Source organism: Pseudomonas cichorii, from assembly GCF_019719005.1.
GTDB classification, from domain to species: Bacteria; Pseudomonadota; Gammaproteobacteria; order Pseudomonadales; family Pseudomonadaceae; genus Aquipseudomonas; species Aquipseudomonas cichorii_E.
Genome location: NZ_JAIGPJ010000031.1, coordinates 1 through 14,764, shown reverse-complemented (window position 1 = coordinate 14,764; position 14,764 = coordinate 1). Strand labels below are relative to the sequence as shown.

General features: G+C 57.2%; 13 protein-coding genes. 3 read left to right on the top strand and 10 right to left on the bottom strand.

The window, feature by feature from the left end; translation table 11 throughout:
* Nucleotides 1-98: 98 nt before the first annotated feature.
* Nucleotides 99-749, bottom strand: a complete 651-nt coding sequence (gene rlmE, locus K5D32_RS19705; protein WP_025258494.1) for a 23S rRNA (uridine(2552)-2'-O)-methyltransferase RlmE — start codon at nucleotides 747-749, stop codon at nucleotides 99-101.
* A 106-nt stretch (nucleotides 750-855) separates the two neighbouring features.
* Between rlmE and K5D32_RS19700 the strand changes: the two genes are divergently transcribed.
* A complete protein-coding gene (locus K5D32_RS19700) occupies nucleotides 856-1,164 on the top strand; it encodes a YhbY family RNA-binding protein (RefSeq protein WP_221601522.1) in 309 nt (102 codons plus the stop codon).
* Nucleotides 1,165-1,184: 20 nt separating this feature from the next.
* Here the strand turns inward: K5D32_RS19700 and K5D32_RS19695 are convergent, their stop codons facing one another.
* The 8 genes from K5D32_RS19695 to grpE form a co-directional block, all read right to left on the bottom strand.
* Nucleotides 1,185-1,601 (bottom strand): MFS transporter, encoded by a 417-nt coding sequence (locus K5D32_RS19695; RefSeq protein WP_260407463.1) that lies wholly within the window; start codon nucleotides 1,599-1,601, stop codon nucleotides 1,185-1,187.
* Between the two features lie 4 nt (nucleotides 1,602-1,605).
* A complete protein-coding gene (gene greA / locus K5D32_RS19690) occupies nucleotides 1,606-2,082 on the bottom strand; it encodes a transcription elongation factor GreA (protein WP_025258492.1) in 477 nt (158 codons plus the stop codon).
* The gene (gene carB / locus K5D32_RS19685; protein ID WP_221577718.1) at nucleotides 2,079-5,300 is read right to left on the bottom strand and encodes a carbamoyl-phosphate synthase large subunit; all 3,222 of its coding nucleotides are present in this window, start codon (nucleotides 5,298-5,300) and stop codon (nucleotides 2,079-2,081) included. Before carB ends, greA begins: the two co-directional genes overlap by 4 nt.
* A gap of 136 nt (nucleotides 5,301-5,436) precedes the next feature.
* Complete coding sequence (carA, locus tag K5D32_RS19680; protein WP_198726532.1) at nucleotides 5,437-6,573, bottom strand: glutamine-hydrolyzing carbamoyl-phosphate synthase small subunit; 1,137 nt, start codon at nucleotides 6,571-6,573, stop codon at nucleotides 5,437-5,439.
* A 213-nt stretch (nucleotides 6,574-6,786) separates the two neighbouring features.
* The gene (gene dapB, locus K5D32_RS19675) at nucleotides 6,787-7,590 is read right to left on the bottom strand and encodes a 4-hydroxy-tetrahydrodipicolinate reductase (protein ID WP_216704894.1); all 804 of its coding nucleotides are present in this window, start codon (nucleotides 7,588-7,590) and stop codon (nucleotides 6,787-6,789) included.
* A 24-nt stretch (nucleotides 7,591-7,614) separates the two neighbouring features.
* Entirely contained in the window at nucleotides 7,615-8,748 is a 1,134-nt protein-coding gene (dnaJ, locus tag K5D32_RS19670; RefSeq protein ID WP_025258488.1) for a molecular chaperone DnaJ, read from the bottom strand.
* A gap of 324 nt (nucleotides 8,749-9,072) precedes the next feature.
* A complete protein-coding gene (dnaK, locus tag K5D32_RS19665) occupies nucleotides 9,073-11,028 on the bottom strand; it encodes a molecular chaperone DnaK (protein ID WP_260406993.1) in 1,956 nt (651 codons plus the stop codon).
* A gap of 65 nt (nucleotides 11,029-11,093) precedes the next feature.
* Nucleotides 11,094-11,657: a nucleotide exchange factor GrpE gene (gene grpE, locus K5D32_RS19660; RefSeq protein ID WP_117166321.1), complete on the bottom strand. Its 564-nt coding sequence runs from the start codon at nucleotides 11,655-11,657 to the stop codon at nucleotides 11,094-11,096.
* Between the two features lie 271 nt (nucleotides 11,658-11,928).
* Between grpE and recN the strand changes: the two genes are divergently transcribed.
* The gene (gene recN / locus K5D32_RS19655; RefSeq protein WP_221530964.1) at nucleotides 11,929-13,602 is read left to right on the top strand and encodes a DNA repair protein RecN; all 1,674 of its coding nucleotides are present in this window, start codon (nucleotides 11,929-11,931) and stop codon (nucleotides 13,600-13,602) included.
* Between the two features lie 51 nt (nucleotides 13,603-13,653).
* On the opposite strand, the gene fur is transcribed toward recN, so the two are convergent.
* A complete protein-coding gene (gene fur, locus K5D32_RS19650; RefSeq protein ID WP_025258484.1) occupies nucleotides 13,654-14,061 on the bottom strand; it encodes a ferric iron uptake transcriptional regulator in 408 nt (135 codons plus the stop codon).
* A gap of 98 nt (nucleotides 14,062-14,159) precedes the next feature.
* Here fur and K5D32_RS19645 point away from each other — a divergent pair, with 98 nt between their 5' ends.
* Complete coding sequence (locus K5D32_RS19645; protein WP_025258483.1) at nucleotides 14,160-14,681, top strand: outer membrane protein assembly factor BamE; 522 nt, start codon at nucleotides 14,160-14,162, stop codon at nucleotides 14,679-14,681.
* Nucleotides 14,682-14,764: the final 83 nt, after the last annotated feature.

Genomic DNA, 14,764 nt, shown 5'->3' with positions numbered 1-14,764 from the left:
TGGCAGGCACCGTCTGTAACCCTTTGTGAAACTTTGACTACATGATGGTCATACATGCGCCATCCGCATAGCCATTTGAAAAAACCTATCGACTGCCCTCAAAGACGCTCATCACTGGCAGCGCCTTCGACTGCGCGGAAACCGCGAGCCAGCAGATATTGCTCACGAGACCTGTCGCGCGACGACAATGGCTTGCGCATCTGCACCTTGTCGAACAGCTTGCGAATATCCTTGTGGTACACATCGAAGCCTTCACCCTGGAAGACCTTGATCAGAAAATCGCCACCCGGGCGCAAGACCCGACCGGCAAGATCCAGAGCCAGCTCACACAGGAACATTGCCCGAGGCATGTCCACTGCGCTCAATCCACTCATATTGGGGGCCATATCGGAAATCACAAGGTCTACCTGTGTATTACCTACAGCTTCCAGAATTTGAGCGAGAACGGCGTCCTCGGTGAAGTCACCCTTGATGAAGGTCACATCGGGGATGCTGTCCATCTCCAGGATATCGGACGCAATCAGGCGACCCTGACCACCAATCAGACGACTGGTCACCTGCGACCACCCGCCTGGAGCCGCGCCCAGGTCGATGACCGTCATGCCCGGACGGATGATCTTGTCCTTCTCCTGGATCTCCAGAAGCTTGTAGCTGGCACGAGAACGGTAGCCGTCCTTCTGCGCCATTTTGACGTATTTGTCATCAAAGTGTTCTTTGAGCCAGTTATGGCTTGTCTTGGAACGGGCCACGGGGCACCTCAAAAATAAAACGAGTCGTGATTAACTGGGCGGTCCCGGACTCGCTCGGGTAAACTGGCCGCCGCTTTTTTACAAGATCAGACGCAGGGGTCAGATTATGCCGCTCACTCAAGAGCAGAAGAAACAATACAAATCCATTGGCCACCATCTGAAACCAGTATTGATAGTGGCTGACAATGGTTTGACTGAAGGTGTGCTCGCCGAACTCGAGCGCGCACTGAGCGATCACGAGCTGATCAAGATCAAACTCAATATCCTCGATCGCGAAAGCCGCCTTCAGACCATTGCAGAACTCTGCAAGGTCGGTTCAGCGGACCTCGTACAGGTCATCGGCAAAATGGCGCTGATCTATCGCAAGAACCAAAAGGTAAACAAGCAACTGTCCAACGTCCACCGCGCAAGCTGATTTTAAAAGCCAGGGCGCCTTCAGCGCGCCCTGCTGCTCCTTCCCGGCACCGGCTGCAAGACCAGCAACAAGCCGCTCAACGCCAGCACCAGATAACTCAGCAGTTGCCAGTGCAATGCACCGGCAAACCAGTGCCGCAGCACGTAATAAACCGCTGACGACAACAATGCAATTGAAAGCAATTGCCCGCGAAAATCCCGCCAGACACTTGCCAGACGCTCGAAGCGAACCAGCAACACCAGTTGCAACACCACACAGGCTGCCGCAAAAGCTACCAGCAGAGCACTCGCACGACTGGCGAACTGGTCGATGAACAGCGGCGCAAGGCCTGTCTGATCGAGCACCGCCAATGTCGCCAGGTGCAAAAGGACCAGCCCGCCCACCCATAAGGTCTGGACAAGCTGCCAGACTATTGCGCCCGCTGGAAACGGGCGCAACCCATCAAACGTGACGGACTTCAACGATCTCGTACTCGATGACACCGCTAGGCGTTTTCACCGTCACCACATCGCCCTCCTCCTTGGCAATCAAGGCGCGAGCGATAGGCGAACCAACGGAAATCTTGCCCAGCTTGATGTCGGCCTCATCTTCACCCACGATCTGATAGGTCACAGACTCGTCGGTTTCAACGTTGGCGATCTGGACCGTCGTCCCGAAAATCACCTTCCCGGTATGAGGAATGGTGGTGACGTCGATGATGACCGCATTCTGCATACGGCCTTCGATATCACGGATCCGCGCCTCGACCATACCCTGCTGCTCGCGGGCAGCATGGTATTCGGCGTTTTCCTTGAGGTCGCCCAGTTCACGCGCAGTACCGATGTCCTGGCTGAGCTTTGGACGAATCACCTTGGTCAGATGCGTCAACTCTTCTTCCAGGGCGCGAGCGCCCTGGACAGTCATTGGGTATTTGATCATGCCTTCAGTCCTGCATGTAGATCCTGCAAGCGACGCACGGTCTTTTCCGGACCGAACTTGAGCGCTTCGCAGATGGCTTCGCCTGCAGCAATAGTAGTGGTGCAATAAATCTTGTGCTGCAAGGCGTTACGACGAATGGAGTAGGAGTCAGCGATGGACTGACGGCCTTCTGTGGTGTTGATGATCAGAGTGACTTCGTCATTCTTGATCATGTCGACCACGTGTGGACGGCCTTCGGTCACCTTGTTGACGCGACGCACCTTCAGGCCAGCAGCTTCGATCAGCTTGGCCGTACCGGCGGTCGCCACGATCTCGAAACCGAGGTTGATCAGGTCGCGAGCGACGCCGGCCACCAGTGGCTTGTCGTCATTGCGCACGCTGATGAATGCAGTACCACCTGTCGGCAGAATCTCGCTGGCGCCAACCTGGGCCTTGGCAAAAGCTTCACCGAAGGTGTCGCCCACGCCCATCACTTCACCGGTCGACTTCATCTCCGGGCCGAGGATCGGGTCAACACCCGGGAACTTGGCGAACGGGAAGACCGCCTCTTTCACGCTGTAGAAGTTCGGAATGATTTCCTTGGTGAAACCCAGCTCTTTCAGGGTTTTACCCGCCATGACGCGAGCAGCGATCATCGCCAGGGAAACACCGATGCACTTGGACACGAAAGGTACGGTACGGGATGCACGCGGGTTCACTTCGATGACGTAGATGTCTTCGCCTTGCAGCGCGAGCTGAACGTTCATCAGACCGACAACGCCCAATTCCAGAGCCATTTTCTTGACCTGTTCGCGCATCTCGTCCTGGATGTGAGCCGGCAGCGAGTAAGGCGGCAGCGAACATGCGGAGTCACCGGAGTGAACGCCCGCCTGCTCGATGTGCTGCATGATCGCGCCGATCACGACATCGGTACCGTCGCAGACAGCGTCGACGTCCATTTCGATGGCACAGTTCAGGAAGTGATCCAGCAGGACCGGGCTATCGTTGGAAACCTGAACGGCTTCACGCAGGTAGCGCTTGAGTTCTTCTTCCTGGTAGACGATTTCCATCGCCCGGCCGCCCAGCACGTAGGACGGACGCACAACCAGCGGGTAACCGATTTTTGCGGCGGCACGAATGGCTTCGTCTTCGCTGCGCACAGTGGCGTTTGGCGGCTGACGCAGGTTCAGGCGCTCAACCATCTGCTGGAAGCGCTCACGGTCTTCTGCACGGTCGATGGCGTCAGGGCTGGTGCCGATAATCGGCACGCCAGCAGCTTCCAGGGCGCGAGCCAGTTTCAGAGGGGTCTGGCCGCCGTACTGGACGATGACGCCTTTAGGCTTCTCGACGCGCACGATTTCCAGAACGTCTTCCAGAGTGACTGGTTCAAAGTACAGACGGTCGGACGTGTCGTAATCGGTAGAAACGGTTTCCGGGTTGCAGTTGACCATGATGGTCTCGTAACCATCGTCGCGCAGCGCCAGAGCTGCGTGTACGCAGCAGTAGTCGAACTCGATGCCCTGACCGATACGGTTAGGACCGCCACCCAGGATCATGATCTTGTCACGAGTCGACGGGTTGGCTTCGCACTCTTCTTCGTACGTCGAGTACAGGTAAGCGGTGTCGGTCGCGAACTCGGCAGCGCAGGTGTCGACGCGCTTATAGACCGGGAACACTTCCAGCTTCTGACGGTGAGTACGCAGGTTCTTCTCGGTAACGCCCAGCAGCTTGGCCAGACGCGCATCGGAGAAGCCCTTGCGCTTGAGGCGGAACATCAGATCACGATCGATGGCCGAAAGACCCAGGGTCTTGACCTTCTCTTCTTCCTTGATCAGATCTTCGATCTGCACCAGGAACCAAGGGTCGATCATGTTCATTTCGAAGATTTCTTCGACGGTCAGCCCGGCACGGAAAGCGTCGGCGACGTACCAGATGCGCTCTGCACCCGGAACGGTCAGCTCGCGCTTGAGGGTGCTCATGCTTTCCGGATGGCTCAGATCCAGCTTTGGATCGAGACCGCAGACGCCGACTTCCAGACCGCGCAGGGCTTTCTGCAGGGATTCCTGGAAGGTACGGCCGATAGCCATGACTTCACCGACCGACTTCATCTGAGTGGTCAGGCGAGCGTCGGCCTTGGAGAACTTCTCGAAGGCAAAGCGCGGCAGCTTGGTCACGACGTAGTCGATGGACGGCTCGAAGGACGCCGGGGTCTTGCCACCGGTGATGTCGTTCTGCAGTTCGTCGAGGGTGTAGCCGACTGCCAGCTTGGCAGCGACCTTGGCAATCGGGAAACCGGTAGCCTTGGAAGCCAGTGCCGAGGACCGCGAAACACGCGGGTTCATCTCGATCACGACCATGCGGCCAGTGTCCGGGCAGATACCGAACTGCACGTTGGAACCGCCGGTTTCGACGCCGATCTCGCGCAGAACAGCCAGCGAGGCGTTACGCAGGATCTGGTATTCCTTGTCCGTCAGGGTCTGTGCTGGCGCAACAGTGATCGAGTCACCGGTATGCACGCCCATCGGGTCGAAGTTTTCGATGGAGCAGACGATGATGCAGTTGTCCTTCTTGTCGCGGACAACTTCCATTTCATACTCTTTCCATCCGATCAGCGATTCGTCGATCAGCAGCTCTTTGGTCGGCGAAAGGTCCAGACCACGAGCACAGATTTCTTCGAACTCTTCACGGTTGTAGGCAATACCGCCACCGGTGCCACCCATGGTGAACGATGGACGGATGATGCAAGGGAAGCCCAGTTTTTCGAGAACTGCGTTGGCTTCTTCCATGGTGTGGGCAATGCCGGAGCGCGGGCATTCCAGACCGATGGACTTCATGGCCTTGTCGAAGCGCGAACGGTCTTCGGCCTTGTCGATGGTGTCGGCATTGGCACCGATCATTTCCACGCCGAACTTCTCCAGAACGCCTTCGCGCTCCAGGTCCAGTGCGCAGTTCAGTGCAGTCTGGCCGCCCATGGTCGGCAGCACGGCATCCGGACGCTCTTTTTCGATGATCTTGGCAACGGTCTGCCACTTGATCGGCTCGATGTAGGTCGCGTCGGCCATGGCCGGGTCGGTCATGATGGTCGCCGGGTTGGAGTTCACCAGAATGACGCGGTAACCCTCTTCGCGCAGAGCCTTGCAGGCCTGGGCGCCGGAGTAGTCGAATTCACAGGCCTGGCCGATCACGATGGGGCCGGCGCCAAGAATCAGGATGCTTTTAATATCTGTACGTTTTGGCATGGGTTGTCACTCAAATCCGTAGGTCAGTCGGCAAGCCGTCTTGAACATTTCTTTGCGGTGACCTGGGTGGCGACAACCGGACTTGCCGTCCGGGGCCACCCAAGGCACCTGCTTACTACATTCTCAAGGCAACCGGTCAGCGACGCTTGGCCATGGCTTCGATAAAGCGATCAAACAGCGGGGCAACGTCATTCGGGCCCGGGCTTGCTTCAGGGTGACCCTGGAAGCTGAACGCGCTCTTGTCGGTGCGCTCGATACCTTGCAGGGTGCCGTCGAACAGCGACTTGTGGATGGCGCGAACGTTACCTGGCAGGGTCGACTCATCAACTGCAAAACCGTGGTTCTGGCTGGTGATCATGACAACGCCGGTGTCCAGGTCCTGGACCGGGTGGTTGGCACCGTGGTGGCCGTGACCCATTTTTACCGTCTTGGCGCCGGAAGCCAGAGCCAGCAACTGGTGACCCAGGCAGATACCGAAAACCGGGATCTCGGTTTCCAGGACTTCCTTGATGGCCTTGATGGCGTAGTCGCATGGCTCCGGGTCGCCAGGGCCGTTGGAAAGGAAAACACCGTCCGGGCTGTAGGCCAGTACATCGCTGGCAGGCGTTTGCGCCGGAACAACAGTAACGCGGCAACCGCGCTCGACCAGCATGCGCAGGATGTTGACCTTGACGCCGTAGTCGTAGGCCACGACGTGGTACGGCAGCTCGGCAGCGGCGATTTCAGGATGGCTGTCGGTTTTCAGGCTCCAGACACTGGAACGCCACTCGTAGCTTTCCTTGGTGCTGACTTCCTTGGCCAGGTCCATGCCCTTGAGGCCCGGGAAGCCGCGAGCGGCTGCGATTGCGGCCTCTTCGGAAATGTTGTCACCGGCGATGATGCAGCCGTTCTGTGCGCCTTTCTCACGCAGGATGCGGGTCAGGCGGCGAGTATCGATACCTGCGATGGCAACAACGTTGTTGGCCTTGAGGTATTCGTCCAGTGGCTGCTTGTTACGCCAGTTGCTGGAGACCAGAGGCAGGTCACGGATAACCAGGCCTGCGGACCATACGCGATTCGACTCGGCGTCTTCAGGCGTGGTGCCTGTGTTGCCGATGTGCGGGTAAGTCAGAGTAACGATTTGCTGGGCATAGGAAGGATCGGTAAGGATTTCCTGATAGCCGGTCATTGCGGTGTTGAACACCACCTCACCAACGGTCTGGCCGTCGGCTCCAATGGCTTCGCCGCGAAAAATGCTGCCATCAGCAAGGGCAAGTATGGCTGGCTTAGTCAAGAAGACCTCCCGTAAATAAAGCCTGAAAGGGCGTTCGCAGGTTGCAAAAAAGCGGAATGACGTAGATACGTCACCCCGCTTTCTTATAGATTCATCTGCGCGCTTTTAGTGGACACACTAAAGCTGTAGCTTACAGAAAAAGCCTTTTTTGGTCTACCACCAATGAGCCCGAAAACCCACGGAATGCGACAAGGCTGAATCCGGCACTCACAATCAACGCAGCTCCAGCACGTCCTGCATGTCATAAAGACCTGGAGCCTTGCCATCGAGCCACATGGCAGCACGGACGGCTCCCTTGGCAAACGTCATGCGACTGGAAGCCTTGTGAGTGATTTCGACGCGCTCGCCATCGGCAGCGAACAGAACCGTATGGTCGCCCACGATATCCCCAGCCCTGATGGTCGCAAAACCAATGGTCTGACGATCACGAGCACCGGTCTGGCCTTCACGGCTATGGACAGCGACCTTTTCCAGATCACGACCCAACGCCTCGGCAACCACTTCGCCCATGCGCAATGCCGTACCCGAAGGCGCATCGACCTTGTGACGGTGGTGAGCTTCGGTGATTTCGATATCGACGTCGTCACCCAGCACGCGAGCAGCCGTATCCAGCAGCTTCAGACAAAGATTCACACCGACACTGAAGTTGGCAGCAAAAACGATAGGAATCTCTTTCGCCGCCTCAACCAGTTGCAGCTTTTCTTCAGCACTGAAACCCGTGGTGCCAATGATCATGGCCTTGCCCGCCTTGCGGCAGAAAGCCAGGTTCTTGAGCGTCACCGTAGGGTGCGTGAAATCGATCAACACGTCGAAGTCATCGGCAACCCGGGCAACATCACCCGATAGAGGCACGCCGATACGGCCCAATGCAGCCAACTCTCCGGCATCAGCCCCCACCAGCGTGCTGTCCGGACGATCAATGGCAGCCGTCAACCCCGCACCTGGCGCCGACAGAACAGCCTCGATCAAAGTCTTACCCATGCGCCCGGCGGCGCCTACCACAGCAATACGTCGCATAACCTTCTCCTGCTGAATCAGCCCTTACAAATCACCGAAGAAACGCTTCACACCCTCGAACCAGCCACTGGCTTTCGGAGAATGAGAGTCGTCGCCTTCAAGCGAGGTACGGAACTCTTCGAGCAGTTCACGCTGACGCTTGCCGAGATTGACCGGCGTTTCAACCGCAACACGGCACATCAGGTCGCCAGCACCGCCGCCACGCACCGGAGCCACACCCTTGCCACGCAAGCGGAACTGCTTACCGGTCTGCGTACCTTCAGGGATCTTCAGCTTGACCCGACCATCCAGCGTCGGCACTTCAAGTTCGCCACCCAGGGCCGCGTCAGTGAAGCTGATTGGCACTTCGCAATACAGGTGCTTGCCGTCGCGCTGGAATATGGCGTGTTCACGCACATTGATCACAACATACAGGTCGCCGGTCGGCCCGCCCTGGGAACCCACTTCGCCTTCGCCAGAGAGACGAATGCGGTCACCGGTATCGACGCCTGGCGGCACTTTGACCGACAGGGTCTTGGACTCTTCGACACGGCCTTCGCCATGGCACGAATCGCACGGATCGGAAATGATCTTGCCGTGGCCATGGCAACGAGGGCAGGTTTGCTGCACAGAGAAGAACCCCTGCTGCATGCGCACCTGACCAATACCGCCGCAGGTCGGGCAAGTGACCGGCGAAGAACCTTTCTTCGCGCCACTGCCATCGCAAGGTTTGCAATTGACCAGCGTCGGAACACGGATATTCACGGTCGTACCGCGAACCGCCTCTTCGAGGTCCAGCTCCAGGGTGTAACGCAGATCGCTGCCGCGCTGTGCGCCGCCACGACCGCCACCACCGCGGCCACCACCAAAGAAATCGCTGAACACGTCACCGAAAATATCGGAGAAGTTCGCACCGCCAGCACCGCCACCGAAACCACCGCCACCCATGCTCGGGTCTATGCCGGCGTGACCGTACTGATCGTATGCCGCACGTTTGCTGGCATCGGACAGAACTTCATAGGCCTCGTTGGCCTCTTTGAACAGCTCTTCCGCAGCCTTGTCATCAGGGTTGCGGTCAGGGTGATGCTTCATCGCAAGGCGGCGATAAGCCTTCTTCAGCTCAGCCTCGCTGGCACCCCGCTCCACCCCCAACACTTCGTAATAATCACGCTTTGCCATAATTCTTCCGCACTCTTGAGGACGTTCGGCAAAACCCTCCTGAGCCTTGCCAAACTCGTTGAGCCCCATACAGGCCCGGACCCAACTCACGTCAATTCAACGATCCTGGTCTTGTTTAGACAGCCAGTTGCCTGACCGAGAAAGCGGCAGAACGAATCGCCACGCAGGAGCATGACGACCTTGCCACAGGGCGTACGGGCCTTGACCCGAACGCCGGAATTTTGCCTGTTCCAGACACGCCAACGCGGGAGCAAGCTCCCGCGCGGCGACATCCTACCAGCCACCGCTCGGAACGGGTCAACTGGCTTTCAAGCAAGCCTGCGCTTACTTGTTGTCTTTCACTTCTTCGAACTCGGCGTCGACCACATCATCAGCCTTGGCTTTTTCTTCAGCAGGCTTGGCAGCCGCTTCAGGGTTTTCAGCCTGCTCAGCGTACATTTTCTGAGCGATTGGCGCGGAAACCTTGGACAGCTCTTCGATCTTGGCTTCGATGGCAGCCTTGTCGTCGCCTTTGACGGCAGCTTCCAGAGCAACCAGAGCAGCTTCAACAGCGGTCTTCTCTTCTGCGGTCACTTTGTCGCCAGCATCGCTGATCATTTTGCGAGTCGAGTGAACCAGTGCATCACCCTGGTTACGGGCAGATGCCAGCTCTTCGAACTTGCGGTCTTCTTCGCTGTTGGCTTCAGCGTCGCGGATCATCTGCTGGATTTCTTCATCCGACAGACCCGAGTTGGCCTTGATCACGATGGACTGCTGCTTGCCAGTCGCCTTGTCTTTCGCGCCTACGTGCAGGATGCCGTTGGCGTCGATGTCGAAGGTGACTTCGATCTGTGGAACACCACGTGGAGCCGGTGGAATCTCGGCCAGGTCGAACTTGCCCAGGGACTTGTTCTGACCGGCTTGCTTACGCTCACCTTGCAGTACGTGAATGGTTACAGCGTTCTGGTTGTCATCGGCAGTCGAGAACACTTGCGATTTCTTGGTAGGAATCGTGGTGTTTTTCTCGATCAGCGCAGTCATCACGCCGCCCATGGTTTCGATACCCAGAGTCAGCGGGCTGACGTCCAGCAGCAGAACGTCCTTGACGTCACCAGCCAGTACCGCGCCCTGGATGGCAGCACCCATTGCAACAGCTTCGTCAGGGTTGACGTCTTTACGCGCTTCTTTACCGAAGAACTCGGTTACCAGCTTCTGAACCAGCGGCATACGAGTCTGGCCACCGACCAGGATCACGTCGTTGATCGAACCGATGTCGATACCGGCATCTTTCAATGCGATACGGCAAGGCTCGATGGTGCGCTGTACCAGGTCTTCAACCAGCGATTCCAGCTTGGAACGGGAGATTTTCACGTTCAAGTGCTTGGGACCGGTGGCGTCTGCAGTGATGTACGGCAGGTTGACGTCGGTCTGCATGCTGGAAGACAGCTCGATCTTGGCTTTTTCAGCAGCTTCTTTCAGACGCTGCATTGCCAGCGGGTCACCCTTGAGGTTCATGCCGCTTTCTTTCTTGAATTCGTCGACGAGGTAGTCGATCAGACGAATGTCGAAGTCCTCACCACCCAGGAAGGTGTCACCGTTGGTTGCCAGCACTTCGAACTGGTGCTCGCCGTCAACTTCAGCGATTTCGATGACCGACACGTCGAAAGTACCGCCACCCAGGTCATAAACGATGACAGTGTGGTCGCCCTTCGCCTTGTCCATACCGTAAGCCAGAGCGGCTGCGGTGGGTTCGTTGATGATACGTTTAACGTCCAGACCCGCGATGCGGCCGGCATCCTTGGTGGCTTGACGCTGGCTGTCGTTGAAGTAGGCCGGAACGGTGATGACCGCTTCGGTGACTGTCTCGCCGAGGTAGTCTTCGGCGGTCTTCTTCATTTTCTTCAGGATTTCGGCAGAAATCTGAGGAGGAGCCATCTTCTGGCCATTGACTTCAACCCAGGCGTCGCCGTTGTCAGCCTTGGCGATCTTGTACGGAACCATCTGGATGTCTTTCTGTACGACGTCTTCTTCAAAACGACGACCGATCAGACGCTTTACTGCGTACAGGGTGTTGTGCGGGTTGGTCACCGCCTGACGCTTGGCAGACTGGCCGACAAGGATTTCGCCATCGTTGGCGTAGGCAATGATCGAAGGAGTAGTACGAGCGCCTTCAGCGTTCTCGATAACCTTGACGTTGCCGTTTTCCAGAATAGAGACGCAGGAGTTGGTGGTCCCCAGGTCAATACCGATAATCTTGCCCATCTTTTGACTCTCCCGAAACTTTTGATTTGGTTGCCGCAACTGCGTTTACAAATTGCGGTAGCTCTTAAACGCTTGGCCTATAAATGGGGGCCAGACAGCCGATTTCAAGCCTGCTCATCAATTGATGGCGAAACAGGCGACGGTGCCTTGCTGACCACGACCATGGCCGGACGCAGCAGACGACCGTTGAGCTGATAACCCTTCTGGAACACTTTCAGAACGCTGTTTGGTTCGACATCCGCGCTTTCCTGCATCGCCATTGCCTGATGATGTTCGGCATTGAATGGCTGGCCGTGCGGGTCGATTGCTTCCAGTTGATAGCGCTTGAGGGTGTCGTTGAACATCTTGAGCGTCAGCTCGATACCTTCACGCATCGGACGAATGCTTTCGTCGTCCGGACTGGACAGGTCCAGGCCGCGCTCCAGACTGTCGACGATAGGCAGCAGATCGCCTGCGAACTTCTCAAGAGCGAATTTGTGAGCCTTTTCCACATCCTGTTCTGCACGACGACGTACGTTCTGCAGATCCGCAGCTACACGCAGGGACTGATCCTGTGCCGCAGCCAGTTGCTCTTCGAGCACCTGCACACGAGTTGCAAGATCGTCACCCGAAGCTGTCTCGCCAGCCTGGTCCTGGTTCTGCGCATCCAGATTCTGTTCGTCAGCCATAGTGTTCTCCTCTCAAAAACGTCCGCGAACCCATCTCGCGCTTCTGCCCCCCTATATGGGAACGGATTTTCAGGCTTCAAGGGCTCGGCATCACGGATATGCGGATTGCCTGAAAATTTCCCGGATGCCGCACACACAGAACCGAGGGGTTTTCATCGCTTTCCGGACTAAAAAAGCGTGCAACCCGATCAAAACGAGCTAAACCCAAGCATTGTCAGAACCAAATAAAACACTGTATAAATAACCAGACAAATCGCTTGGGAGCCACTCCATGCTGGTGCACCTTTCCGTACATAACTACGCCATCGTCGAACACCTTGATCTGGAACTGGATCGGGGCATGAGCGTAATCACTGGCGAAACCGGTGCCGGCAAGTCGATCATGCTCGACGCTCTGGGCCTGACGCTCGGCGATCGCGCCGACAGTGGCGTCGTTCGTCCCGGTGCCGACAAGGCAGACATCCTGGCCACCTTCGATCTGGCCGATATTCCCGAAGCGCAAGGCTGGCTCAAGGAGCGCGACCTGGATAACGACGGCCCGTGCATTCTGCGGCGGGTCATTACCGCCGAAGGGCGCTCTCGCTCCTATATAAATGGCACGCCCTGCCCTCAAGGCGACCTGAAGGCGCTGGGCGAACTGCTGATCGATATCCACAGCCAGCATGAACACCAGTCGCTGCTGAAAACCGATACCCACAGACGCTTGCTGGATGAATACGCCGGCGCGACCGAACTGGCGCGCCAGGTTCAACTGGCCGCCCAGCGCTGGCGCCAGACCCGTCAGGAGCTGGAGCGCCTTTCCAACTCCGGCGACGAACAGCGCGCACGGCACCAGTTGCTCAGCTATCAACTGGAAGAGCTGGAAAGCCTGAGCCTGGGCGAGAACGAGCTGGAGCAGCTCGAGCAGGAACACAAGAACCTGACCAACGCCGAAAGCCTTCTGAGCATCTGCCGTCAGGTCGTGGAGCAATGCAGCGAGAGCGATTCGGGCAATGTGCTGAATGCATTGACCGCCAGCCTGAACCGCCTGGGCAGCATCAACAATTCACCCACAGCCCTGAGTGAAGCCACAGGCCTGCTGTCCAGCGCACAGATCCAGATAGAAGAAGCCGTCGGCGAATTGAATCGCTTCCTGGATCACTTCGATGCCGACCCGGCCCGCCTGCAACAGCTCGAAGAGCGTCTGGACAGCATCTACACACTGGCTCGCAAGCACCGCATCCAGCCAACCGAACTGAGCGAACTGCAACAGAAGCTGCTGGATGAAATTGAAACCCTGAATGCCAACGATGAATCCATCGAGCGACTTGAGCACGAACTGGCTTCATTTGCCCGTCACTATCAGGAGAAAGCCAGAGAGCTGAGCGATTTGCGCCAGCGCGCCGCAAACCAGCTGGCCGGCGCCGTGGAGGAAGAAATCCACCGACTGGGCATGCCCGGCGGGCGATTCACCATCGAGCTGAAGCCCAATACCGGCAGCGACCTGCTTCCCCATGGGCTGGAACAAGTCGAATTGCTGGTCAGTGCCAACCCTGGGCAACCACTGAAAGCACTGGCCAAAGTAGCCTCGGGTGGTGAGCTGTCACGAATCAGTCTGGCCATCCAGGTGATTACCGCACAGACCTCACGCGTGCCGACTCTGGTATTCGACGAAGTGGACGTGGGCATCGGCGGCCCGACAGCCGAGATTGTCGGCCAGTTGCTGCGCCGACTGGGCGAGCGCGGGCAAGTGATGACCGTGACCCACCTGCCGCAGGTGGCAGCGCAGGGCCATCAGCATTTGTTCGTACACAAGGTCAGAGGCAGCGACGCGACCCGCACCGCCGTCTCGAAGCTCAACAAGAACGAACGCATAGAAGAAGTGGCGCGCATGCTTGGCGGCATCGATCTGACCAAGGAGTCCCTGGCCCACGCGAAGAAAATGGTCATCACCGCCAAAAACTGATGCCCCATAAAGCACAAAGGCGACCCTGAGGTCGCCTTTGTCGTCGCTGGCTTACGCCTTTTTGTTACGAACGTAGAGCACAAGATTGTGATCTACCAGATCGTAACCGTGTCTCTCGACGATAGCCTTTTGCAGTTTCTCGATTTCTTCGTCGAAGAACTCGATCACCTCGCCGGACTCCACATTGACCATATGGTCGTGGTGGCCGCCATCAGCCAGCTCGAACACAGCATGACCGCCGTCGAAATTGTGGCGAACCACCAATCCAGCAGCTTCAAACTGAGTCAGAACACGGTAGACCGTGGCCAGACCGACATCCTCGCTAGCCTCCATCAGCGCCTTGTAGACATCTTCGGCACTCATGTGGCGCTGCTCGGCAGAATCGAGCATTTGAAGGATTTTGACCCGTGGTAAGGTCACCTTAAGTCCTGCTTTACGTAGTTCGCTATTTTCAACCATGGTCAGCTTTCTCGCAGACGCTGCTTCGCAGCTTCTCTTAATGCAGGTATGATCCGGGTTTACGTTGTCCCAGCCAAGATAGTGGAAGTCGCCCACCGATGCAAAACACCAAGCTCTTGCTAACCAGTTTCACCCTTGTGGGACTGCTCGCACTCGCCGGTTGTTCATTCCCCGGGGTTTACAAAATCGACATCCAACAGGGAAATGTCGTCACGCAGGACATGATAGACCAGTTACGTCCCGGAATGACCCGGCGACAAGTACGGTTTATCATGGGCAACCCTCTGTTGACAGATACATTTCACACTGATCGCTGGGACTACCTGTACAGCCTGCAGCCTGGTGGCGGTGAACGCCAGCAGGAACGTGTCAGCCTGATCTTCAACGGTAACGACCAACTGGTCAGCCTGTCCGGCGACTTCATGCCTGGCGTAAGCCGCGATGAAGCCATTCTCGGTAATAGCAGCAACCAGACAGTTCCAGCTGAAAACCAGCCACAACAAGCGCCCGAAGCGCCAGCCAAGCCAGGCTCGCTGCTGGACCAGATCCAGAAGGACGTGGACAGTGTTGAAACTGTTCCGGTGCCTGTGCAGGAACCCCTGGAAACAACTCCGCATTAATCGGAAACAGTTTGTCTAGTCCTGAAATAGGTTTACACCTATTTCACCCTAACGCTCGATGCACCGCATCGGGCGTTTTGTAT